Annotated in this window: 25 protein-coding genes and 1 riboswitch; of the genes, 3 read left to right on the top strand and 22 right to left on the bottom strand. The window is 36.5% G+C overall.

The window, feature by feature from the left end:
- Positions 1-22 precede the first annotated feature (22 nt).
- Genes AYC65_RS14860 through AYC65_RS14850 form a run of 3 tightly spaced genes read left to right on the top strand, consistent with a single transcriptional unit; the run spans position 23 to position 5,546 of the window.
- Complete coding sequence (locus tag AYC65_RS14860) at positions 23-3,178, top strand: efflux RND transporter permease subunit (protein ID WP_034869446.1); 3,156 nt, start codon at positions 23-25, stop codon at positions 3,176-3,178.
- Positions 3,179-3,183: 5 nt separating this feature from the next.
- Positions 3,184-4,410, top strand: coding sequence for a TolC family protein (locus tag AYC65_RS14855; RefSeq protein WP_034869444.1), 1,227 nt, complete (start codon positions 3,184-3,186; stop codon positions 4,408-4,410).
- A 2-nt stretch (positions 4,411-4,412) separates the two neighbouring features.
- On the top strand, positions 4,413-5,546 hold the full coding sequence (locus tag AYC65_RS14850; RefSeq protein WP_034869442.1) for an efflux RND transporter periplasmic adaptor subunit: 1,134 nt from the start codon (positions 4,413-4,415) through the stop codon (positions 5,544-5,546).
- A gap of 71 nt (positions 5,547-5,617) precedes the next feature.
- Here the strand turns inward: AYC65_RS14850 and AYC65_RS14845 are convergent, their stop codons facing one another.
- From AYC65_RS14845 to AYC65_RS14740, 22 genes are all read right to left on the bottom strand, one after another.
- A complete protein-coding gene (locus AYC65_RS14845; RefSeq protein ID WP_034869440.1) occupies positions 5,618-6,079 on the bottom strand; it encodes a lipocalin-like domain-containing protein in 462 nt (153 codons plus the stop codon).
- A gap of 271 nt (positions 6,080-6,350) precedes the next feature.
- On the bottom strand, positions 6,351-7,001 hold the full coding sequence (gene ribB, locus AYC65_RS14840) for a 3,4-dihydroxy-2-butanone-4-phosphate synthase (protein WP_009084850.1): 651 nt from the start codon (positions 6,999-7,001) through the stop codon (positions 6,351-6,353).
- Positions 7,002-7,088: 87 nt separating this feature from the next.
- A riboswitch (FMN riboswitch) is annotated at positions 7,089-7,214 on the bottom strand.
- Between the two features lie 197 nt (positions 7,215-7,411).
- On the bottom strand, positions 7,412-7,972 hold the full coding sequence (locus AYC65_RS14835) for an SHOCT domain-containing protein (protein ID WP_034869438.1): 561 nt from the start codon (positions 7,970-7,972) through the stop codon (positions 7,412-7,414).
- A gap of 133 nt (positions 7,973-8,105) precedes the next feature.
- Positions 8,106-8,795: a hypothetical protein gene (locus tag AYC65_RS14830; protein ID WP_034869436.1), complete on the bottom strand. Its 690-nt coding sequence runs from the start codon at positions 8,793-8,795 to the stop codon at positions 8,106-8,108.
- 137 nt (positions 8,796-8,932) lie between these two features.
- Positions 8,933-9,661 carry a DUF3108 domain-containing protein gene (locus AYC65_RS14825; RefSeq protein ID WP_034869434.1) on the bottom strand — a complete coding sequence of 243 codons (729 nt, stop codon included), beginning with the start codon at positions 9,659-9,661 and terminating at the stop codon, positions 8,933-8,935.
- A gap of 410 nt (positions 9,662-10,071) precedes the next feature.
- Positions 10,072-10,548 carry a GNAT family N-acetyltransferase gene (locus AYC65_RS14820; RefSeq protein ID WP_034869432.1) on the bottom strand — a complete coding sequence of 159 codons (477 nt, stop codon included), beginning with the start codon at positions 10,546-10,548 and terminating at the stop codon, positions 10,072-10,074.
- 65 nt (positions 10,549-10,613) lie between these two features.
- Positions 10,614-11,639: a proline-specific peptidase family protein gene (locus AYC65_RS14815; protein ID WP_034869633.1), complete on the bottom strand. Its 1,026-nt coding sequence runs from the start codon at positions 11,637-11,639 to the stop codon at positions 10,614-10,616.
- A 39-nt stretch (positions 11,640-11,678) separates the two neighbouring features.
- A complete protein-coding gene (locus AYC65_RS14810) occupies positions 11,679-12,179 on the bottom strand; it encodes a DinB family protein (protein WP_034869430.1) in 501 nt (166 codons plus the stop codon).
- A 2-nt stretch (positions 12,180-12,181) separates the two neighbouring features.
- Positions 12,182-12,703 carry a YdeI/OmpD-associated family protein gene (locus AYC65_RS14805; protein WP_034869429.1) on the bottom strand — a complete coding sequence of 174 codons (522 nt, stop codon included), beginning with the start codon at positions 12,701-12,703 and terminating at the stop codon, positions 12,182-12,184.
- A 12-nt stretch (positions 12,704-12,715) separates the two neighbouring features.
- A complete protein-coding gene (locus AYC65_RS14800) occupies positions 12,716-13,273 on the bottom strand; it encodes a YdeI/OmpD-associated family protein (RefSeq protein ID WP_034869428.1) in 558 nt (185 codons plus the stop codon).
- A gap of 18 nt (positions 13,274-13,291) precedes the next feature.
- The gene (locus AYC65_RS14795; protein ID WP_034869426.1) at positions 13,292-13,675 is read right to left on the bottom strand and encodes a 5-carboxymethyl-2-hydroxymuconate Delta-isomerase; all 384 of its coding nucleotides are present in this window, start codon (positions 13,673-13,675) and stop codon (positions 13,292-13,294) included.
- Positions 13,676-13,685: 10 nt separating this feature from the next.
- Positions 13,686-14,138 carry a nuclear transport factor 2 family protein gene (locus AYC65_RS14790; RefSeq protein WP_034869425.1) on the bottom strand — a complete coding sequence of 151 codons (453 nt, stop codon included), beginning with the start codon at positions 14,136-14,138 and terminating at the stop codon, positions 13,686-13,688.
- A 156-nt stretch (positions 14,139-14,294) separates the two neighbouring features.
- Complete coding sequence (locus AYC65_RS14785; RefSeq protein ID WP_034869423.1) at positions 14,295-14,477, bottom strand: hypothetical protein; 183 nt, start codon at positions 14,475-14,477, stop codon at positions 14,295-14,297.
- Between the two features lie 192 nt (positions 14,478-14,669).
- Positions 14,670-15,068 carry an NUDIX hydrolase gene (locus AYC65_RS14780; RefSeq protein WP_034869420.1) on the bottom strand — a complete coding sequence of 133 codons (399 nt, stop codon included), beginning with the start codon at positions 15,066-15,068 and terminating at the stop codon, positions 14,670-14,672.
- Between the two features lie 35 nt (positions 15,069-15,103).
- Complete coding sequence (locus AYC65_RS14775) at positions 15,104-16,399, bottom strand: hypothetical protein (protein ID WP_034869418.1); 1,296 nt, start codon at positions 16,397-16,399, stop codon at positions 15,104-15,106.
- Positions 16,400-16,541: 142 nt separating this feature from the next.
- Complete coding sequence (locus AYC65_RS14770; RefSeq protein WP_131828198.1) at positions 16,542-17,312, bottom strand: hypothetical protein; 771 nt, start codon at positions 17,310-17,312, stop codon at positions 16,542-16,544.
- Between the two features lie 29 nt (positions 17,313-17,341).
- Positions 17,342-18,040 (bottom strand): DUF6304 family protein, encoded by a 699-nt coding sequence (locus AYC65_RS14765; RefSeq protein WP_034869414.1) that lies wholly within the window; start codon positions 18,038-18,040, stop codon positions 17,342-17,344.
- Between the two features lie 9 nt (positions 18,041-18,049).
- On the bottom strand, positions 18,050-18,901 hold the full coding sequence (locus AYC65_RS14760; RefSeq protein ID WP_034869632.1) for a GLPGLI family protein: 852 nt from the start codon (positions 18,899-18,901) through the stop codon (positions 18,050-18,052).
- Between the two features lie 141 nt (positions 18,902-19,042).
- Positions 19,043-19,759, bottom strand: coding sequence for a hypothetical protein (locus tag AYC65_RS14755; protein ID WP_234300367.1), 717 nt, complete (start codon positions 19,757-19,759; stop codon positions 19,043-19,045).
- Complete coding sequence (locus tag AYC65_RS14750; RefSeq protein WP_034869412.1) at positions 19,716-20,012, bottom strand: hypothetical protein; 297 nt, start codon at positions 20,010-20,012, stop codon at positions 19,716-19,718. Before AYC65_RS14750 ends, AYC65_RS14755 begins: the two co-directional genes overlap by 44 nt.
- Positions 20,013-20,154: 142 nt before the next feature.
- Complete coding sequence (locus tag AYC65_RS14745; protein WP_034869410.1) at positions 20,155-20,961, bottom strand: Cif family virulence factor; 807 nt, start codon at positions 20,959-20,961, stop codon at positions 20,155-20,157.
- Between the two features lie 207 nt (positions 20,962-21,168).
- A complete protein-coding gene (locus tag AYC65_RS14740; protein ID WP_034869409.1) occupies positions 21,169-21,657 on the bottom strand; it encodes an SRPBCC family protein in 489 nt (162 codons plus the stop codon).
- Positions 21,658-21,759 lie beyond the last annotated feature (102 nt).

The raw sequence follows: 21,759 nt of genomic DNA, 5'->3' as shown, positions 1-21,759 counted from the left end.
AACGTTTAAAAATTAGATTTTTATGCTAAATAAAATCATTGAGTTTTCTATTAAGAACAAACTCATTATTGGTCTTATGACTTTGGCATTAGTCATATACGGAGTTATAGAACTGCGTAAACTTCCTATAGATGCTGTACCGGATATTACCGACAATCAGGTACAAATCATTACAACTTCTCCATCATTAGGTGCACCGGATGTAGAACGATTTATTACATTTCCTATAGAACAGGTGTGCCGTAATATTGTAGGTGTAAAACAAATCCGTAGCTTTTCCCGTTTCGGACTTTCTGTGATCACCATTGTTTTCAATGAAGAAACCAATGTATACCTTGCTCGTCAGCAGGTAGCTGAAAGACTGCAGCAGGTTTCACAGGATATTCCCAAGGAAATCGGAGTACCGGCTATGGCTCCTATTACCACTGGTTTAGGCGAAATTTATCAATATGTTGTTCGGCCTAAAAAAGGATATGAACACCGCTATTCAGCAATGGACCTTCGTACAATTCAGGATTGGATTGTAAGACGTCAGCTACTGGGTGTAGAAGGAGTTGCAGATGTTGCCAGTTTTGGTGGTGACCTGAAGCAATATGAGGTTGCCATAAAACCAGCACAGTTAAAAGCAGTGGGTGTTACCATGCAGCAGCTTTTTGCAGCAGTAGAGAATAACAATCAGAACGCAGGTGGAGCTTATATCGAAAAGGGTCCCAATGCTTTGTTTATAAGAACAGAAGGTTTGGCAAAGAATATTTCCGATATCGAGAATATTGTTGTGAAGAATCTGTCGGATGGAACGCCAATCCTAGTGAAGAATATTGCCGAAGTAAAGCTGGGTAAAGCCATAAAGTATGGTGCTATGACCTATAATGGTAAAGGAGAAGTAGCCGGAGCAGTAGTCATGATGATGAAGGGCGGGAATTCCAACCAGGTTATTGATAAGATTAAAACCAGAGTCGAGGAAATTCAGCAAACTTTACCGGAAGGTGTGAAAATAGAAGCCTTTCTGGACAGAACCAAGATGGTGGATAATGCTATTGGAACAGTTTCTAAAAACCTGATAGAGGGAGCATTGATTGTGGTCTTTGTATTGGTTTTGTTTTTAGGAAATTTCCGGGCCGGTTTTATAGTGGCTTCCGTAATTCCACTGGCGATGCTTTTCGCGATTATCATGATGAATATTTTCGGAGTAAGCGGAAACCTGATGAGTCTTGGAGCTCTGGATTTTGGGCTTATTGTAGATGGTGCAGTCATTATTGTAGAAGCTGTATTGCACAGGCTGCATTCCATTAAAGGAAAGGAAGGTGAAAGAATTTCCGGTGAGCAAATGAATAAAGAGGTGAAAACTTCTGCAGGAAAAATGATGAACTCGGCGGTATTTGGTCAGGTGATTATCCTTATCGTATACCTGCCAATACTTTCGCTTCAGGGAATTGAAGGGAAAATGTTTAAGCCAATGGCGCAAACTGTGGCTTTCGCTTTGATAGGGGCTTTTATTCTGTCACTTACCTATATCCCGATGATGAGCTCGGTCTTTCTTTCAAAAAAAATACAGACGAAGCCTACATTCTCCGACAGGATGATTGAAAAACTTGTTGCTTTTTATGACAGAAGCCTTGCCAAGGTTTTAAAATCTTCAAAGATAGTTATGACAGTTGTATTCCTGTTATTTGCCTTAGCGGTATTTATATTATCGAGGTTAGGAGGTGAATTTATTCCGAGCCTTCCGGAAGGTGACTTTGCTGTAGAGACCAGAATTTTACCGGGAAGCAGCCTGAAAACATCTACAGAAGTTGTGCTAAAAAGCCAGCAAGTGCTGATGAGTAAGTTTCCTGAGATTAAAAAAATTGTAGGGAAAACCGGAAGTAGTGAAATTCCAACTGACCCGATGCCACTGGATGCCAGTGATATGATGGTAATTCTGAAGGATAGAAAAGAATGGACTTCCGCCGATAATTACAATGATCTGGCAGATAAAATGCAGAAAGAGCTGCAAAAGAATATGGTAGGTGTAACCTATTCTTTCCAGTATCCTGTAGCGATGAGATTTAATGAGTTAATGACGGGTGCCCGCCAGGATGTGGTTTGTAAAATATTCGGTGAGAACCTGGATACTCTGAAGGTGTATTCCGAAAAACTGGCAGCAGTAGTGAATAAGGTAAACGGAGCTCAGAATATATATGTAGAACCTGTTTCAGGACTTTCACAAATTGTGATAAACTACAACAGAAGTGCTTTAGCGCAATACGGGCTAAATGTATCGGATGTGAACAATGTAGTGAATGCCGCTTTTGCAGGAAAAGTAACCGGAGCGGTATTCGAAGGTGAGAAAAAGTTCGATATGGTTGTACGCATGGACAGCGAAGAACGCAGAAAACTGGAAGACGTACAGAACTTATTACTCACAACTTCATCCGGAACAGATATTCCGCTAAAGAGTGTGGCAGACGTGGGTATTAAAGAAAGTGTAAACCAGATTCAGCGCGAAAATGCTGCCCGGAGAATTATTGTAGGTTTCAATGTCCGTAACCGTGATATTCAGTCTACCGTAAATGATCTGCAAAACAGGGTAAACAGCGAGTTAAAACTGCCGGCTGGCTATTCTGTCACTTATGGTGGTAATTTCGAAAACCTGCAGGAAGCAAAAGCCAGACTAGGAATTGCAGTGCCTGTTTCATTATTGCTGATTTTACTGATGTTGTATTTTGCTTTCCGCTCGGTAAAGTATGGTCTGATTATTTTTACAGCGATTCCGCTTTCTGCTGTAGGCGGTGTATTTGCTTTATGGCTGCGTGGTATGGATTTCAGTATATCGGCAGGCATTGGCTTTATTGCTCTTTTCGGAGTGGCAGTACTGAATGGGATTGTACTTATTGCTGAATTCAACCGACAGAAGACACAAAAAGAAGACCTTCGGGATGTTGTTCTTACAGGTGGTAAAAACAGACTGCGCCCGGTACTGATGACGGCTACTGTGGCATCATTAGGCTTTCTGCCAATGGCATTGAGCAATGGTGAAGGTGCTGAGGTGCAACGGCCTCTTGCAACTGTGGTAATCGGCGGGTTGATACTGGCAACATTCCTTACACTGTATGTGTTGCCAATACTTTACATATTCTTCGAGAAAAAATCATTCAATAAAACAAAAACAGTTTCGGAAACGGAACATAAGATATAACTGACATGCAAAAGTTAAGTGTTATTATAGCGCTCTTTGTTACCCTTTGGGGAGCTAAAGCGCAACAGTCAATCTCTTTGGAGGAGGCTTATCAGAAAATACTGGATAACAATCTGAATCTGAAAGGTGGTGCTCTGAAAATAGATGCACAAAAGATTTTAAAGCAATCGGCTTTTAATCTGGATCCGCTGAATGTAAGTGCAGAGTTTGGTCAGTTTAATACCGATAAAACAGATCATAAGTTTTCGGTATCTCAGAATTTTCGTTTTCCGGGATTCTATCAGAAGCAAAAGCAGGTTTTCACAGAAGAATGGAAACAGAGTTTACTGAATCTTTCTCTGCAAAAGTGGCAACTGAGAAGGGAGCTTACACTGATCTTCAATGAACTGAACTATCTGGATGCAAAATACGCATTGATTAAAAAAGCGGATAGTCTTTATGGAGTGTATTATGACAAAGCAGCATTGAGACTGAGAAAAGGAGAGAGTAATGTTCTGGAGAAATCTACCGCCGAGAATTATAAATCCCAGGCGCATTTTCAGCTGCTGGCTATAGAAAAAGATAAAGCGGTAACATTGGAAAAACTAAACTTTCTGATTAACGACGGAGATAGTTATACAAACGAGAAACAGTCGTTCTCTGTACAAAATGCTTTATTTTCCCAATTGCAAAACCCAGAAGGAAACCCTTATGTGGAAACCTTAAAACAGGAACAGGAAATACAGAAGGCAAGAACACTGGAAGCTAAAGCACGATTATCCCCAAGTATTAACCTGGGATACAATAACACTTCCATGATTGGAAATCAGGAAAACGGAAGCTATAATGATGGCAGCAAAAGGTTTCACTCGGCTGTAATAGGTGTAGGTATTCCTTTATTCAACAAAGCGCAGAAGCTGGCAATAGAAGCACAAAGAGTGAATGAGAAAATAGCTGCGAATAATTACCAACTGGCGCTGAATAATCTGAATATGCAGTATAAACAGTATACAATTCAGTATCAGAATGCACTGAAAGAGACTGACTATTTTCAAAATGACGGACTGAAAAATGCAGAGACTATTCTAAAGACCGCTAATCTGCAATTCTATAATGGAGAGATTAATTATCTGGATTATGTCTTGTTGGTTAATCAGGCACTGGATATCCGAAACAGAAGCATTGACAGCGTAAAGAAACTCAATGATGCTGTTACTGAAATGAATGCTCTTCAACAAACAAAAATTGACTAATCATGAACAAGATATTTTTAATTATACTTACAACAGTTGTTATTTCTTCATGCTCCAAAGAAGCACCGGTGGAGAAAAAAGCTGTCCATACCACGGAAAACCAAGTTGTTTTAAACGATACACAATATAAAAATGCAGGAATAGAAACAGGAGCACTGGAAGGAAAAGAAACAGCTTCCGGTATTATGGTAACCGGTTCTATAGATATTCCGCCACAGTCTGTAGCCAGTGTCAGTGCTCCATTCGGCGGCTATATTAAATATACCAAATGGATGCCGGGTGAGCATATTGGTAAAGGACAGGTATTAGCAAGCATTGAAAATCCCGAACTGGTACAGATACAACAGGATTACCTGCTGGCAAAATCCAATCTGGAATATTCACAAAAAGACTATCTGCGCCAGCGGGATCTTAACCAGAGCCAGGCAAGTAGTGATAAAGTAATGCAGCAGGCACTTAACCAGCGCAATAATCATATGATTAATATGCGGGCGCTGGGGGAAAAACTAAGGATTGCAGGAATTAATCCGGAAGCATTAACAGCAAATAACATCAAAAGAGTTACCTCGGTAGTTTCGCCTATCGATGGTTATATTTCTTCGGTGAATGTTAATATCGGGCAATATGTATCGCCGGCAGATAAACTATTCGAGATCGTTAATACCAGCGATATTCACTTAGTGCTAAAAGTTTTTGAAAAAGATCTGGATAAGATTTCTATGGACCAGCAGGTAATTGCGTATACCAATCAGAATCCGGAAAAGAAATATACAGCACGTATTGTGCTGATCAGCAAAGATTTTGCAGCAGACCGAAGTGTACTGATTCATTGTCACTTCCAGAATTATGAACCACACTTATTGCCAGGTACGTTTATGAATGCAGAGATTGAGACCAATAGCCGTGCTTCTCTGGCAATTCCGGATAGCGGGGTGGTGGCATTCGAAGGTAAACAGTATATTTTTGAGGAAGTAAAACCTAAAACTTACAAGATGGTTCCGGTGAAAACGGGTAATTCCGAACATGGTTTTACGGAGATTACTGGATTGACCTCTGAACAAACTTCTAAAAAATGGGTAACAAAAGGTGCTTATAATCTTCTGATGGCACTGAAGAATGTAGAAGACGAAGAATAATACATAAAAACTTATGATAAAAATGGGCGGAAATATTTCCGCCCATTTTTATGTTTTTGAATAAGTATGAGTTATTTTACTTTCACGTAAACCTCTTTTATCTTTTGTTTTATCCCCAATTCCGGAATATCTTCTTCTCCTGTCTGGATTAATGTATCAGCACGTTTTTCCAGTGTAAAATGAAACTGTCTGCCTTCCCATTCTCTGTAACTGCAGTACTCCAGGTTTTCGGTATACTCCTTTCCCTTTAACTGGTAAGTTCCGGCACCGCTGGAAAATGATTTCAGGCTGTCTTTTCCTTTTGATTTGTCGTGGTTCAGGAAGGCGAAATGGCTGTCGTTAAACATTTTAATCATTTCGGTTTTGGCCGGATCTATTGTGGTGCGGATGGTATCGGTTCCTTTTACCGTTTCAGAACCTACAAGTCGGTAAGTACCGTCTAGAATGTCACTTTTAGGTGCTGATTCTTTTTGTTTGCACGAAAATACACTCAAAAGCAATCCTGCAGAGATCATGGTAAGATAGTTTTTCATAAAATAATATTTTGTTGCTAATAAATGTATTAATGATTGGTATAATGTTAATTTGTTCAAATATAATTAAAAAATGATTGAAATGTATGTTATATAAAAATCCGCTGTGAATTTTCACAACGGATTTTTTCTGTACGTTAAAGTAATAGGTTTGGGTTAACTCACTTTACATTTAAATATTATGAACATACTTCTCGATACAAAATTCTTTCAGAATTTCACTCGAAGTGACGTATTCACTACTATTTTCAAGTTATAAAGAGAGCCAAGATTAATTCTGGCTGATCAGATCTTTACGGTAGGTGTAAATATCTTCAATAGTCACTACGGTCATTTCTCTCTGAATCGCAAAATCTACAATTTCAGGAAGTCTTGCCATAGAACCATCTTCATTGGTTAATTCACATAATACAGCATCTTCACCAAGGTTTGCCAGTTTTACAAGATCTACACTTCCTTCGGTATGGCCGCGTCTTTCGAATACACCATCTTTTCTGGCAATAAGCGGGAATACGTGTCCCGGGCTGGCAATATGCTCGGCCTGCGCATTTTCTGCTACAGCTGTTCTAATGGTTGTTACACGGTCTTTAGCCGATACGCCGGATTCTACACCTTCCCTGGCTTCAATCGTAATGGTGAATGCTGTCTGATTTTTGCTGTTGTTGGTTTCTACCATCGGGCGAAGATTCAAGTGCTTACTTTTCTCTTCGGAAATGCACAGACAAACGATTCCGCTGCATTCGCGGATCAGAAGTGCCATGTCTTTTTCTGTAATAGTAGAGGCAGGGAAGATGATGTCGCCTTCGTTTTCACGGTTTTCATCATCCACTAGCAGGATGCCTTTGCCTTGTTGTAATTTTAGAAGCGCATTTTCTACACGCTCTTTGGAGTTTACTCCGAATTTTTCTAATAATGTTTCCATGTATTTTACTTTTAAAAGTTAAAATAGGTCTTCGGTACATGGAAATGAAATACAATAAGTCTATAAGAATAGCCCTACTGATTGTTCCATTTTCTTCTCTCATCCAGACTTTAACTGTCGGTTTTGGAGTTTCACCAAATCAGTCCTTTAAAATAAAAGGAGTCGCGGACTGTAACCGCCGGTAGGGAATTGCACCCTGCCCCGAAGAAAACTTATACTAAGTTTTACTGTATGTTCTAATTAAATTTTTTATTTCACTGATTACTATTTAACGTACAGGCCGCTAATTTCCGAAAGTTTTTTCAATCCGGAAATAGCCTTCTGATATAATTTATCAATAATGCTAAATATAGACTGTAAGTGTTTAATCATAAAAAAGCCGTTCTGTTATTTAGAACGGCAGGCTATTTTTATTTTAGATTCATAATCTTTTCTTTTTCTTTCTGGAATTCTTCTTCAGATAGCACTCCGGAATCTTTTAGTTCTTTTATTTTCTTTAATTTATCGTATTTAGATTCATTGCTGAGGTTTTGAGACTGAGATTGTGGCATAAATTCGTCTGGAAGAATAATCTCTCCGGATTTAATAGCATTTTCTATGTCTACTTCATAATTAATTAATCCACTTCCGATTTTGACATAGTATACATAACCATTCTTTTCACTTCCTCTGGGCATAATTTTTTTGACTTTAAATGTCAGACCGGAATTACTTCTGCTAAAAGAGTTAGCCTGATTAGCCAGCCCCTGGTAACCTGTAGTAGAGTAATAATTAAAAAGAGAAGCTGCATTTCTTCGGATAAATTTAAAATCTCCGTCATTCATAGATCCTGTTCCGATTTTTAAATCTAAACCTGCATAAATTTTATAGCTGGTAGAGGTTATCAGTGTGTCATTTTTTACATGGGGAAGGGTCTGTGAATAGGATATTCCAAAAGAAAGGAACAGAAAAACCAATAATACTTTTTTCATACTTTATTTATTTAAAAACTGTGAGTCAAAAATAAAGTATGGTTTGAGGGCAAACTTACGGAAACCCCTATTTAAATAGATTTTCCAGAATTTTTTCGGAATATTTATTTCTAAAAATAGAGTTTGTTAGATTTTAAGATCTAAATACAATAGCGAGAATAATCAATAAAAGATCTATTCCACAGGCAATCCATACCAACAGCATCGATGGTTCCAATGATTCCTGTACAAATTGCTTTAGCTTAGAAGAGATTACCTCTGCATAATTCAGATTGGGATCGGAGAAGTTAACATCATCCATTTTAACTTTTTTCAGGCAGTATCCGGTTATCTTTCTGAAAAACCACGAAGTTGTACTGTCTTGTTTATTTTCCTGGATCAGCTTTACGCGGAAAATTTTCCAGTTCGGAATTTGTTTGACAAAATTGGGTTGCTTAGTGATAATCTTATTAATCAGCGCCTGAACTTTAGGCTCTATATAATCTGTGAGCTTATAGGTATAGGCGTTATACATTGCACTGCTCATTGCCTGCTTATTGGCTAAAATAATAAACAAAGGAATCTTTAAAAAACCGATCAATATTAATAGCGTTGGAAAGAAATGGATCGTAAAATAGTTAATAATCACGATGAATAGAACTAAAATAGCGGCAGCACCGTTAACATGGCCGGCGGCCATACCACTTTGCGGGCTGCTGATAATTAAATAAAAACCTATGATAAGGTCTGCCAGTACAAATATGCTTCCGATCAGAATAACTTTTATCCATGCCCACAATGATTTTCTGGTAATGGTTGAGATAATTTTTAAATTTTCATTCATAGTGGTGCTTGAAAAATGGTGTTTAATAGATTTAGATTTTACTAAACTAATAAAAAAGAATTATATCATGTAATTGTAAAAAAATAAAAGCAGAGCTATATGAACTCTGCTTATTTTAAATTTTATGTCTGCTTGTTTTATCTCACTCTTTCCATCAGCATTTTTCTTGGTCCCATATCTATTTCCTGTTTCAGAAGCTGGCGTGTTTTGGTATCAATATAAAAGCTTGTAACGGCTTTGTGGTCGGTAATACCATCGGTTGTTTTTACGATCCAGACAGGTGTATTTTTATACATTCCCTTTTCAGTACTTTGTATATTAACTTTTAATACACCACTTTTTTTAGGATTGTAGTCGTAAATAGCAATATCCGTTTTGTAGTTTTCTTTCAACGGAAGCCAACGAATCAATTGTGGATAAATATTACTGTCGAAAAAGTCTTCCTGAGTTTTCTCATTAATCTCAGTTTTTTTATTTGCTGCTTTATCCAGATAATAGCCAGTTATTTCTTTTCCGAAATTCAAGACCATATCTCTTTGCATATTAAAAGAAGAATGCTTTACAGGGGCCAGGTTGGATAATTTTGCCGAAGTTTCATCTGTCCAGTCTGAAGGAGCTCCTTTCATCTTTACAGTAGTTGTAATATTGACAGCATTTGGGGTACGTGCTATTTTGGTTATCACTTTTCCTATTTCAATCTTCGTGGTATCCTTTACAGCATACCAGTTCATTTCTGTCTCTTCATTTTTAATAAGAGCAGAATTCACATCATTGTGTTTTGGGGACTGAGTTTTTTCCTGCGCGTTGAAACCGGAGGCGGTAAACAATAACAGGATGGCCGGAATTAAAAATCTAACTGACTTCATACAGATGTTATTTAATTGTTATATGATAATCAGTTGATTAACAATTGAAAATGTTACAAGTTTAATCGTAAAAATTATGATTATATAGATACTATGAGATTATACTTAATTACCTCAACCTCTAAATGGTAAATTAAATCATTAAGAAATTAAGATACTTAAGAAATAAAATCACCCACGTATTTTAAAAACTTATGGGTATATGCAAAATCGATTTAGATCCTGTTTAATTTTGATTCAAAAAAGTATTAGGCTTCGATAATTCGTCATGCTCATTACAGGCTTAGGGCTCAGCCTGACACCTCTAAAAAAGAGGATAATTGATACGAGCAATGTCACTCTGAGCCCTAAGCCTGTAATGAGCATGACGAATTATCGAAGAGTATTAACAATAAAATTTAAACAGGATTTTAGTTATCAGGTAATGTTTTAATATAGGTAACGGAGACTTTCTCGAAGCCGTTTTTTTCAAAAAATGAATGCGCTTTATCATTTGTAATCCCACTTTCCAGAAACAAAGCTTTAATTTTTTGTTCGGATGCGAAATTGTGGATAAAATCCATGAGTTTTTTTCCTAAGGACATTCCACGCAGGCTACCATCTACAATCATATCTTCTATAATAAGGTATTTCCTGTAAATTCGCAGAATAGCAAGTCCTATAATTTTATTGTGGATATCTTCTATGGTAATCAGATTGCAGTCGTCTTCATCCAGCTCTGCTGATAAGATATCTGCAAAGTTCTCACTCCACTCTGTTGCAGATTTGGCACGTCCGGACATAATTTCGGAATGCGAAATATAGCTGTTTGTTTTGTGTTCAATAAAGAAATTAACAGCTTCCTCTTTTCTTTTATTTTTATCCTGATGCCTGATAAAGACTTCCATTCTTTTGTTTTTTATTCGTGTGTAATAGTCAAATTTATGCCAATCCTTAACATTACTGATAATTGCTATAGCTTTCCGGAATCAACATCTTTAATAAATTTGATAACGCCGTTCATAAATACTTTCTGATCGTCCCACATCGCAAGGTGACTGCCATTGGGGCAGTATAAGTAGCTTCCTTTCTGTACCAGCTTGCTTTGCTCTTCCATGGCCTTTGGATCCATTGTGTCATATTTTGCACCAATCATTAGTGTTGGTGTGGCAATTTCATGAAGCCTGTTTTTTATATCCCATTTAGCAAGTTTTGCATCGCTGCTCATTCCAAGTTCACTAGGCCCCTGCATAAGCGTATATACAGTACTGTTCACATGTTTAAGAGAACGGTTTAATGCGTCCGGCCACTCCGGAAGACGGCAGATGTGCTGTGAATAATAATTTGGGAACAGTAATTCTGTATAACGAGGATTAGCATAATCCTTTTTAGCTTCAATAGCACGGATTTCTGCCAGAATTTCGGGTTTCATCTGTTTGGCTAAAACCTCAGCATATTTTACATATTCCGGAGCACTGGCCATCATATTGGCTACAAGTAGCCCTTTCAGGTTTTTCTGATATTTCAATGCGTATTCCATTGCCAGAATTCCGCCCCATGAATTTCCCAGAACGTAAAAATTATCTTTATCAGCATTGATGGCTTTGCGTACCTGTTCAACCTCATCTACAAACCGGTCGATATTCCAAAGGCGGTTGTCTGTAGGCTGATCGCTGTAATAGGAGCCCAGCTGATCGTATTCATAAAATTCGAATCCTTCACGCTGGAAGAAAGTTTCGAAGCATTCCATATATTCATGGGTCATTGCCGGGCCGCCGTGTAACAGTAAAACTTTTATTTTAGGATTGGTTCCGAAGCGCTTGGTCCATACTTTAAAGTTACCAACAGGAGTGGTAATGGGAATCATTTTTACACCGCCGGCTTCTACAGAATCTTTATAATTGAAATAATCGGCAGTAGAAACACCAGCAATTGTTGATTCTTTTTGCTTGCAGGATACTATAAATGCAGCGATAAATAGCAGGATAAAAACTCGCATTGTTTTCTTCATGTTAATAGGGTAATAGGGTGGTGTGTTTTATTTGTCTTTATAAATGTTCCAGAAGTTGTAATCGGTCATTGGCGCATCGGTAATGCCAATGCAGCGTCCCATAGTTACAATCTGTCCGCGGTGGTAGGTTCCGTGGATAATAACATGTTGTATATATTCATATTTAGAAAAATCGCATTGAAACCACTGAGATTCGATTTTTATATTTTTAATCAGGTCTTCTTCAGTAAGACCATCTACATAATCTGCCAGCTTTTGTGAGTTATTTCTAATAGCACTGAATATTTCTTCTCTTCCGGATAATGCAGCGGTAGCCGCAAAGTCGAATTCATTGTTTTCAGAGATGTGGCTCCACCAATATTCCTGGGTCTGCCATATATGGTGTAATGTTTTCAAAATAGTGGGGAAGCTGGATGGTGTTTCCTGATTCAACTGTTCATCGGATTTGGACGAAAGCCAGTTCAGGTATTTATCAACTACCCAATTGTTGTAGTGAACGGATTTTGAGATTAAAGTTTTTAGACTCATGACTATAGATCTTTAGTTAGTTTTAGTTCAGGCTTGTCACGTCCTACAAAGCGTTCCTTTCCAAGCAGGAAATTAATGGCTTTAGCAACATTCTTATCAACGCTTTGCTCTGTCTTCAGGTAGGAGATGTATTTTATAATTTCATTTCTGGAAGAAGGGCGGAGCTGATTAAAAACATTCAACGCTTCCGGATTTTCCTCCAGTGCTGCTAATAATTTAGGATGTGCCTCAATTTTTCTTTCTTCATGATCTACCTCTATACTAATATCCAGTAATTCACCAATTCTTTTAGGTGAATTTTTCAGCATAGTGGTGTTGATGTACAGCCGCCATTCGCCACTGTATTTTACAAGAGTTTGTATATAGTCTACACCATTTACTGCACCCTTTATGGGAATTTTACCTTTGTACTTTTCATAATGTTTTAGCATGGCTTCCAGTACAGGCGGAGGCAGAAATACAAAAGGATTGATTCCGATAATTTCCAGTCGGGCACTAAAACTATGTTGTTCGGCAGGTATCATATGCTGTTAGTATTATCTTATCCTTTTTTGCTGTTCACTTTCCCAGATTACTTTTTCCAGACGGGATTGTTGTGTTTTTTCCTGCTTGGCACTCATAATCCAGTGTATCACTACCTTTTTATAAGAAGGAGCTTGTGTTATGAAAAAATTCCATGCAGCTTTATTTTTCTGAAATTGCTTCTCGAAATCCTGATGGAGTGGGACAGGTTCTTTCTCGTGAGAATATATCCTGGATTTATTTTCCGTACGAAGACTAAAAGCTTTTAGACCCGCTTCTTTCATTAATCCTTGTTCAGAGAGTTCTTCAACTTTTTTTATGTTGATAGCGCTCCAGATGCTGTCTTTCTTTCGGGGAGTGAAGCGAATGGTATAGCTTTCCTCATCTACAGATCTTCTTACCCCGTCGATCCAGCCGAAACAGATTGCCTGATCCACAGATTCCGACCAGCTCATAGAAGGTTTGCCACTGTTCACTTTATAAAAGCCTACCAGAAGCTCAGCCTCTGCCTGATGGTTATTTTCTAACCACGTTCGGAAATCGGATTGCGTACTGAAAAACTGAGGCTCCATTGTTAGTAAGTGTATTGTTTATAGTTCAAAATGCCTGTTATGATTTGTATTCTCCGGATTAATCAATGATTTGTTGCAATAGGTAGCTGTTTCGAAATCGTTGATACTGATGGATAAAAATGAAATATCGGGAAGTAAGACTGCAAGTTTTGTAATAATCTGTTTTGAAAGATCGGCTTTTTGTTCCGTAGTCCGTCCTTCCATTATATAGCCGAAAATGTGGATAAAGTTTTTCTTGCTTTCAGCCAGTTTGTAATACTGGAAAGGCTGTATTCTTACTTTTATGTCATTGGCTGCAAATAATCCAGTTGCTTCAGCGGTTTCGTAAACAGCGTTCATAATATCGTCAGGCGCTGCCTGCTGAATAATATCCTGTGAGCAATCTATAATAAAGTTGGGCATGGTAATAAAATTAATTGGTTTGACGTTTGGAATCATTGTATTGCCACAGAACATTGATGATCTTCCATGTGCCATTGAGTTTAACGAGATGCATATAATCTATCCATTCATCTGCAAAGAGCTTAACAGAAGCTGTTCCGTCAGAAACATCGAGTAGTTTTATATCTTTTCGTGGAGAAGCCGGAAATTTATCTCCGTTTTTGTTATAGCTCTCAGCAAGCAATACCATAGATTCTGTATTGGTTTCCCGAACATAATCTTTGCCTGTAGCTTTGTCTTTCCAGAAAGTACGCTTTACCATTCTGGGATGTAAGGCACGCTCCATTCTGGCAGGATTTGGTGAATGCTGTGATTCTATATAATCAAGAGCCGCCTGCTTTATCGCCAGTGTATCTTGTTTTGTCTGTCCCAAAGCAAATGCTGAAAAGAGCAGGATAAAAATATAAATAACAGGATATTTCATATTATTAAGTTGATCCGGTGTAAAGATTGAAAGCTAAATAATTGATTGTCTGTCGAAATTAATGAAAAAAGAGAATATAAAATATATTGTTGGATAGAAAAAATAAAAAACCGCTCTAAGTTTCAGAGTGGTTTTATACCAATATAATTATTGTTGTTATTTCTTTTTCGCATTTCTTGCCAGAAAGAAAAGACTGGCAAAAAAGGTTGTAGCATAAACAGGTGCCAATGCCGGTTTTTCAAATTTGAAGGTCTGAAAATCAAATTGTTTATAGAGTGTAAAACCAAGAATAATGGCTATAGTGGCAAAAATAATAGTTGTTGCTTTTTTGTTTTCCATATGTTGAGTATTGTGTTAATTTATCCCTGAATTTAAGTTAAGCAAATTCTTAATACTATATTGTCAGTCAGAGTGATTTTTGGAAAGAATCGTATCGAAGACTAACTCTGGATACTGAAATTGATTGGATTTCGACGCTCTTTTCTTTCAGAAAAGCTCAATCTGACATCAATTTTAGTATTCCAAGCTATGTTAATCCAGTAAACCTTTATCTTTCAGGTTATCGAAAATCAATTTGTCAACTTCAGATATCTTGTCTTTGTCCGAATATTTCAACCATTTCATTTCTTCGATTTCAGAACTTACTTTTAGTTCTCCGGAATATTCCGCAGCGTAGCAAGTCATTTTTACAACTATACCTTCTTCATGTCCATGTGCCTGAGCTTCGAAAGTCCCGATATAATTAAGTGTTTTGTTGTCTATCGTTACACTCAGCTCTTCATTTATCTCGCGGATAAGCGCTTGCTCGTCTGTTTCTCCGGTTTCTCTTTTACCACCAGGCAGATAATATTTGTCTTTTCCGAAGCTTTTGGTAGACAAAATGGATTTGTCTTTTAGTTCGATCCAGGCTAGTTTGTCAATTATTTTCATTTTTCTGTTAAATAGTTGTTTATATTTTATTCAGTTTATTTTTTCATAAGTATGTAATTGTTGCTTTTCTCATCTTTTTTTACAGTGTAGGCTTTATTGATTTTGATCGTCCAGCCTTCTCCTTCAATCAGTTCATCATTTATTTTTACAGGCGAGCTCACCGATATTTTATCCCAGTTGGGACTCATTAATGCTCCCTTTGTAACTTCCAGAATACCCCAGTTGTCTGTAACCCGAATCGTTGGATAAACAGTTCCCTTATTTTGAATCGGGATTATATTCCTTGGGTCAAAAGAAACATTCATTTTCTCAAATTTTATTTCAAGATGTGGCTGTTCAATCAATTTGCTTTTATATTCAGCGATCAATTTTTTTATTTTTTCATCTCTTACTTTTTCTTCCGAAAAAATAGCTGTTCCGTTGTAGTTGTTGGCAATTTTGTCAACGCTGGCCTTTAAATGAGCGGGTGTTTTTATTCCGAAATCCTGAATGAAGAAATCTGTAAGATTGGTGTCACCTTTAATTTTTTGATTCCAGTATTTATCCTTTTGGCTGAGCAAATAACCATAAACCGGAATGGTACTGTAAGCGAATGAGCGGACATAGGTTGGATTTTTAAGAAAAGCTTTGGTTGTCTTTACAAAATGTTCTTTTGTTTGCGCTTTGTTTCTTCCGCTTATCATAAATCCGGTGTACTCTGCAAGGCCTTCGTTCAATTCTAATTGATTCTCAATAGTGGAAGATTCCGGGAAAAGAGTATGTCTGTATTTTCTGAATATAAGCGCATTGGTCAGATGTTCTTTTTGTTCCTTTTTTGAATCGGAAAGAACGGCTTTTGTAAGAGCTTCCAGTTCCAGGCGAAGGTATATTCTCCCGTCTTTCTGGTCAAGATGGTTGCTTTCTTTATTATTCTGAGTAAATCCTAATGCAGATTGAGCTTTGTGGAAAAGTTCGTGCGCCAGTAAGTTTATCCGGTCGTTTTTATTTTCAGACAGTGGCAGCATGATCATAGCCCAGTTTTTGCCATTCCACATTAGGGAAGTATTGGCCATATTAATATTGTCGGGTAATTTTCCGACGTATATGTTACCTTGTTTTGTTAAACTGTTCTGGGCATCTTCTTCGTTGCTGTATAATTGTCTGGTTTTGGGCTCTACCAGCAGAATGCCACCATACAGGTCCTTGTTCCATAATCTGGTGTTTTGCTGGGTAGCTGTTTTAATTTCCTGGAAATAATTGGAAATACTGTTTAAATCCTGAGTTTCGGATTGTTGGGCAGATATTGTTGTAATCTTGATGAGGAATAGAAATGCTAAAAATACTTTTTTCATGGAGGCTTAGTTTTAACTTGTATTTGTATACAAAGCCTAAATTTAAGCATTCTATTGAGATTATGTTTATAGAATGTATGGTAATCTGTTGATTTTGTTTAGAAATTAATATAGTATGATTAAAATATTACGGAAAGTGATGTTATTCTTCAGTCCGTTTGTTTTCCAAAATCTCAGCTACAAATTTCCCGTTTTTGTCTTTAGATACGGTTACTAGAAGATTCGCACCACCTTCCTGATAGGTTCGCTTTATTGTAAGAAGATATTTATTGCCCTGTTTTTCGATGTTTAGAATTTCATCGTTTGCTCCATCATCATTTTTAAGTTCAAAATATGGATAATCGCTTTTGTAATTTGTATTCTTTACCATTTTTACCAATCCTTCATACTTAGCAGATTTGTCGGAGAAGATAACCGGAGAATTAATCGGACAGCCCGTCAGGCCATCGTCATCCGAAACGCCAATACCAAAATAAGCTGTCGGTGTAAAGGAAACTTCGTTATTGTTGGTCTTTAATATTTTAATCTGGGCATCTTTTGTCAGTCCGTAGACTTTTCTGCCATCAACATAGCCTTCAGCATCTTTTGTTTTTATTTTGACATACCTGAATTCCTGACAGTGTTCATCTGCCGGATTTGCTTTGTAAGTAAGGTCACTTATTTCTGTTATATCAACAAGCTTTTCGTTCAGGCTGCTGATATCTTTTGTTTCTTTAAAATTTCCATCCAGAAGTTTTATGTCATTACCCAGCAAGACTGCTTTTCCATCTGTCTTGTGAAAAGTAATTTTAGAGGCTGTAGTATCCTGAACAATATGTTCTGTCTTTTCAGTTGTTGCAACACTGGTTTTGTTCTCCTGTTTTCCACAAGACATGAGTATTATAAAACTTAGTGCCGGGATTAATTTATTCATTGTTGGTATTGTATCATTAGTATCTATTCTTAGCCGCGATAACCTGCTCCGGATTTTCTTACTTCATATTGATCACAGTAATATATTTCCTGTACGGTGGTGGCTTCATCAGTTGGAAGGTCCATGTATTCCTGTTTGTTGGTCACTTTTTTATATTTCTCTTTTTGAGCAGCGAAACACAGCATTGTCCCAAAGCTACTTTGTCCGTAAACGCTATAGTCGCCATACAGACAACCATAACAGTTTTTAAAATGATAGCTTTCTCCAAATTGACTATGAATCTCGTCCAACGCAGTTTCCATTAGATCACCAATACCGGTATAAAGCTTTCCTTCGATGGTTAAAGAGACTGCAATTCTCTCATCTTCAATTCCGCCATTTGGTTCAGCATTTCCCAGTGTGTATTCAATTTTCAGATCTGAATAAAATTCTGAATCTGTTGTTTTATCTATAATTAGCTGTGGAACCAAAATTTTAAAAGTACAGTTGCAAAGTTCTTCTCTGACTATTTCTGAGTTGTAAACAGGTGTTTTACTCCATGTAAATCTTTCCAGCTGCTGCTTGGTATATTTTGTTTTATCATCTACAGACAGATCGGAAAATTCAGATCCTGAAAATTTAACACCGTCAATTTCGGTATATAAATTTTTAAAATCGTTCTCAACAATTACAGAAGTTGTTCCTGAATGGTCAGTATATGTTCCGTTGTATTTTTTTCGTTCTGTCATCGTGCCGTGCTATTGAATTCTTTCAATAGTATTCTCGTCGTTTAAATTTTTTTGTTTTTGCAGTTGAATATCCCTTACGGTTTCTCTGGATTCGGGTAATATAGTTGTTTCCATACTTTGAAGTGCTCCGACCATATTATTGACGGAGTTCTTTTTTGCTTCCCGCAAGCCCATCATAGTTGTTGCGCTGGCATTCTCATATCTGCGTTTTTCAATAGCCAGCATCTTACCTTTCAGCTGACTGCTTGGTATGGATTTTACAAGTTCAAAATCATAGTCTCCGCTCTGATCGGATATTTTAATAATTAACCCCGGTAATCCTGTAAATTTATAAGGACCATAAGCAAGCGGAATATCGGTAGTATACCATGCCGTCCAGTTTCTTCCATTGTAATTGACTTCTGCTTTTCTGCAGTTGAATGACTGTATGGTTTTTGACTCGTCTACAAGTTTCCAGTTGTTGATTACAGGTTCTTTATAGCTGAGTAATGACATTCCGGCTCTTTCGAAATACTGATTGTTCTGATTGGTTTGTAATACAGTATATGGAAATCTTGTCTTTGGAAAAGATTTTCCTCTGAAGTCTATATGTGTAGTGCCTCCTACAGTAGCTTTTTGAAATTCACTCTGAAAAGTAGAATCATATTTCATCGATTGCTCACTAATAAAGAAAGCACGATCCTTTAATACCTGCAGAGAAAATAGTTCTTCATATATCTTATCGGGAGTAGACTTATAGAGCTTAGCCTTTACTAAATAGGTGAAACTGGCGATAAGGCTGTCTTTTTTGTCTGTCTGAGAATAAAATAAAGTAAATAAAAAGAAACCTATTAATATTGATATTTTCCTGGTGTTGTTCATGTAATTTGTTGTAAGTGCTAAAAATAACATTTATTCTTAAACTTACGAATCCTTATGATAAATATTTCCCTAGAATTAGATCTATTTCTGTTGTTGTCTTTAGTAAAACAATAATATTTCCATTCTCCGGTTCAGTGCTTTTTAGGCAGAACAAACTTCAAATCTGTCTATTGCAGTTAAATACCATTTATTATTTATTTTGGCTATGTAGAAAATAAAAGTTTCTTGATTTTTACCAATTAAAGTGACTTTATGACTTTTACGCTCTATTTCTTCAAATAACTTAATTTCTTTTCCATTCCAAATGGTTTCTTCCGTAAGCTTATTTTCACTTATTGCAATTGTTGATAAAAATTTGTTGTTGGTCGTCATATCAACATAAATCCCGGAAGGCTTATTCCAGCTTTCAGTTTCACAGCTGAAGACGGGAGAACCAGTTTCATTTATCAGATATTGTATTTCAAAATTTGTGTCATACGGTAAATATTCTGGAACAGGCTCCTTGAATGAAATTTGTTTTGCTGTAGAGATATTATCAGCGACGCCTCTGGCAAACAGAAATGTAAGCCCATAATCTTTGTATATTAAGCTATTTAAGGTGTTTTCATCTTTCTTTTGATAGGCCTTAACGATTTTTATTATAGTATTGTTCATTTCATTTTCTTTCGTAGTCGATTTAATTTCTGTGGAAATTGAGTTTTCAGTATTTGTATTCTCAACCGAAATTTTATTTTCGACTTTTTCATTTTTCTGACCGCAAGAAAATGTTAGATAGCTTAAAAAGACAATAAATGTTATGCTTTGATTTTTCAATTTACTTTTTATTATTTTTGAATTCGCTTTCGTGTTGAATCCCATTTGCATTAATTCTGCAATTCCATTTGCAAATCGGAAATAATCCCGTCTTATTTAGCTCTACAGTTCCACTGGCTACTAAATTGTCAACAGCCCCATTTTCATCTGTATCATCCATATAAATGTCAATTTCTTTGCCCGGGAATAGTAAAACTTCTTGCCCGCTATTGTCCAATTTAATGTCCTGCTGGGAAAGCAAAACCAGATCGCTTTCAATAAGTTCGTTAAAGTCAACTTGAATTCTGGCAGGTTTCATCTCAATTTGTATACTGTTTTTGCTTTACCTATTTGCTATAGAAACAAATATAAATAAAAGTTGAACGATGATAAATGGCTGGTTCCGGCTAATTTATATAGATTCAAGCACCAGCGTGACGCTCGCGCTAGCACGGGGACATTTATATATTTGAATCAACAATTATTTTCCATTTTCCATCGGCGCCCTTTTCCCAAACAATAATATACTTTCCGTTATAACTTCCTATACATTGTCCAATTTCAAAAGCGAAACTAGCATTTACAGTCTTTAATGTTAATGGATGTAGTTTTAGATGGTAATTTTTGTTATCCATATAGCTATATTCCTTAATCAAATCATCTGTTCCTTTTACTAATGGTTTATGATTATAATAAATAATATTGCTACTGTAGAGTTCTTTAATCAGATTCTTAGGGTTATTTTCATTACAGAGTTGGATCCATAATTTTCTTCTTTCAGATATATTTGCGGTATCAACTTTTTTAGAGTCTAAACTACTTTCTTTTGTGAATTCAAATTCTCTAATTATCTTTTCATTTTCTACTTTCCAAATTACAATTCCAATAAACTCTTTTTGGTCATCGGTTTTATAACTAACCAATTCATAATTTATTTTCCTTTTACTATTCGCTTCTACGCTAAACAGAGATTTAATTGATGTAATTTTTTCTTTTTGAGCTTTAAAATAATTAGCTATTTGGCTTGAACCTTCAATGATATTATCAGGAGAATTTATTTTAACCGCATTTATATCGTAAAAATGCTTAATTGAATCTATGTTATTTTCATTTATACCAATCGCCCAATTTTTGAGATGCTTAGGAACATTTTTATCCTGAAGTATTTTATCTTGGTAATTTGATATTCTTCCTTTGCTAGCCTCTTGTGGCTTACATCCGAGAATTATAAGAAAAAGGAATTGTATTATTATAATTTTAGAGTTCATCGGTTGTTTTTAAAGTGTAGCCTGACTCTCAAATATATAAAATTTTGAAACAAATGTAAATGAAAACATAAGTGTTATTACTCGTAATCAGATTGTTGTGAGTGTGCTCTAGTTTGGGGCGATTGTGATTTTTTAACCAATTTGAAATACCAAAACAATATTACTTAGCACGAGAGTGACACCTGCGCCAGCGGGGGAGGTTCTTTTTTATTTATTTTTAGGTTTCATTATTTTTCGCAATAGTTTTACCCACAAACTCCATTCGCTATTTTTCTTATCTTTTATAAATTGGTTTTCGACTTTATCAAAAGCGTCTTCAATATAAGCATCGTGCAACCAACGAATTGCTAACGCCCATTTTAAAGTGGCTGAACCTGTTGTTGTCATCCTGATAATATGTGAAAGCTCTGTTTTGTCGGGTTCTAACTCATTTATATCGAATCTGTGAAAACCATTAAAACCTGGCAAGTCAAACTGAAAAGTGATTGATCTTTCAGGCTGATATTCCGTTACAAAATATTTAATTGGCCCGTGTCCGCCCTTTGAGCCAATTTGTAATCCATTATCCAGCTTCATAGGTGACCATTTGTCTGTTGCCAGCATCATATCATTGTCTGTCGCTAAAGTGTTTAGTAGTTTGCCAATTTCTGAAATTGGTTGATCGAGAATTCTTTTGTGTAAATTTATAACCTTCATTTGCCTATAAGTATTTTGTATTTAGTCGGAATTTTTACACTCTGTAAATGATTCGCTAGACCATAGATGCCCAGGCCGCTGACCGTTATTTTTGGATAAACT

The organism is Elizabethkingia bruuniana (genome assembly GCF_002024805.1).
Classification (GTDB): Bacteria; Bacteroidota; Bacteroidia; order Flavobacteriales; family Weeksellaceae; genus Elizabethkingia; species Elizabethkingia bruuniana.
The sequence above is the reverse complement of the archived record's forward strand: the minus strand, read 5'-3'. Positions and strand labels throughout refer to the sequence as shown.

Bases quoted from the DNA above. Each gene is read 5' to 3' on its own strand.
- AYC65_RS14795 (WP_034869426.1), bottom strand. From the start codon at position 13,675: ATGCCCAACTTTATTATAGATTGCTCACAGGATATTATTCAGCAGGCA.
- AYC65_RS14765 (WP_034869414.1), bottom strand. From the start codon at position 18,040: ATGACAGAACGAAAAAAATACAACGGAACATATACTGACCATTCAGGA.
- AYC65_RS14785 (WP_034869423.1), bottom strand. From the start codon at position 14,477: ATGGAAAACAAAAAAGCAACAACTATTATTTTTGCCACTATAGCCATT.
- AYC65_RS14835 (WP_034869438.1), bottom strand. From the start codon at position 7,972: ATGAAAAAAGTATTATTGGTTTTTCTGTTCCTTTCTTTTGGAATATCC.
- AYC65_RS14855 (WP_034869444.1), top strand. From the start codon at position 3,184: ATGCAAAAGTTAAGTGTTATTATAGCGCTCTTTGTTACCCTTTGGGGA.
- AYC65_RS14780 (WP_034869420.1), bottom strand. From the start codon at position 15,068: ATGAAAATAATTGACAAACTAGCCTGGATCGAACTAAAAGACAAATCC.
- AYC65_RS14805 (WP_034869429.1), bottom strand. From the start codon at position 12,703: ATGATACCTGCCGAACAACATAGTTTTAGTGCCCGACTGGAAATTATC.
- AYC65_RS14745 (WP_034869410.1), bottom strand. From the start codon at position 20,961: ATGAACTCTAAAATTATAATAATACAATTCCTTTTTCTTATAATTCTC.
- AYC65_RS14810 (WP_034869430.1), bottom strand. From the start codon at position 12,179: ATGAGTCTAAAAACTTTAATCTCAAAATCCGTTCACTACAACAATTGG.
- ribB (WP_009084850.1), bottom strand. From the start codon at position 7,001: ATGGAAACATTATTAGAAAAATTCGGAGTAAACTCCAAAGAGCGTGTA.
- AYC65_RS14740 (WP_034869409.1), bottom strand. From the start codon at position 21,657: ATGAAGGTTATAAATTTACACAAAAGAATTCTCGATCAACCAATTTCA.
- AYC65_RS14770 (WP_131828198.1), bottom strand. From the start codon at position 17,312: ATGAATAAATTAATCCCGGCACTAAGTTTTATAATACTCATGTCTTGT.
- AYC65_RS14860 (WP_034869446.1), top strand. From the start codon at position 23: ATGCTAAATAAAATCATTGAGTTTTCTATTAAGAACAAACTCATTATT.
- AYC65_RS14825 (WP_034869434.1), bottom strand. From the start codon at position 9,661: ATGAAGTCAGTTAGATTTTTAATTCCGGCCATCCTGTTATTGTTTACC.
- AYC65_RS14800 (WP_034869428.1), bottom strand. From the start codon at position 13,273: ATGGAGCCTCAGTTTTTCAGTACGCAATCCGATTTCCGAACGTGGTTA.
- AYC65_RS14830 (WP_034869436.1), bottom strand. From the start codon at position 8,795: ATGAATGAAAATTTAAAAATTATCTCAACCATTACCAGAAAATCATTG.
- AYC65_RS14790 (WP_034869425.1), bottom strand. From the start codon at position 14,138: ATGAAATATCCTGTTATTTATATTTTTATCCTGCTCTTTTCAGCATTT.
- AYC65_RS14760 (WP_034869632.1), bottom strand. From the start codon at position 18,901: ATGAACAACACCAGGAAAATATCAATATTAATAGGTTTCTTTTTATTT.
- AYC65_RS14775 (WP_034869418.1), bottom strand. From the start codon at position 16,399: ATGAAAAAAGTATTTTTAGCATTTCTATTCCTCATCAAGATTACAACA.
- AYC65_RS14845 (WP_034869440.1), bottom strand. From the start codon at position 6,079: ATGAAAAACTATCTTACCATGATCTCTGCAGGATTGCTTTTGAGTGTA.
- AYC65_RS14820 (WP_034869432.1), bottom strand. From the start codon at position 10,548: ATGGAAGTCTTTATCAGGCATCAGGATAAAAATAAAAGAAAAGAGGAA.
- AYC65_RS14755 (WP_234300367.1), bottom strand. From the start codon at position 19,759: ATGGGATTCAACACGAAAGCGAATTCAAAAATAATAAAAAGTAAATTG.
- AYC65_RS14750 (WP_034869412.1), bottom strand. From the start codon at position 20,012: ATGAAACCTGCCAGAATTCAAGTTGACTTTAACGAACTTATTGAAAGC.
- AYC65_RS14815 (WP_034869633.1), bottom strand. From the start codon at position 11,639: ATGCGAGTTTTTATCCTGCTATTTATCGCTGCATTTATAGTATCCTGC.
- AYC65_RS14850 (WP_034869442.1), top strand. From the start codon at position 4,413: ATGAACAAGATATTTTTAATTATACTTACAACAGTTGTTATTTCTTCA.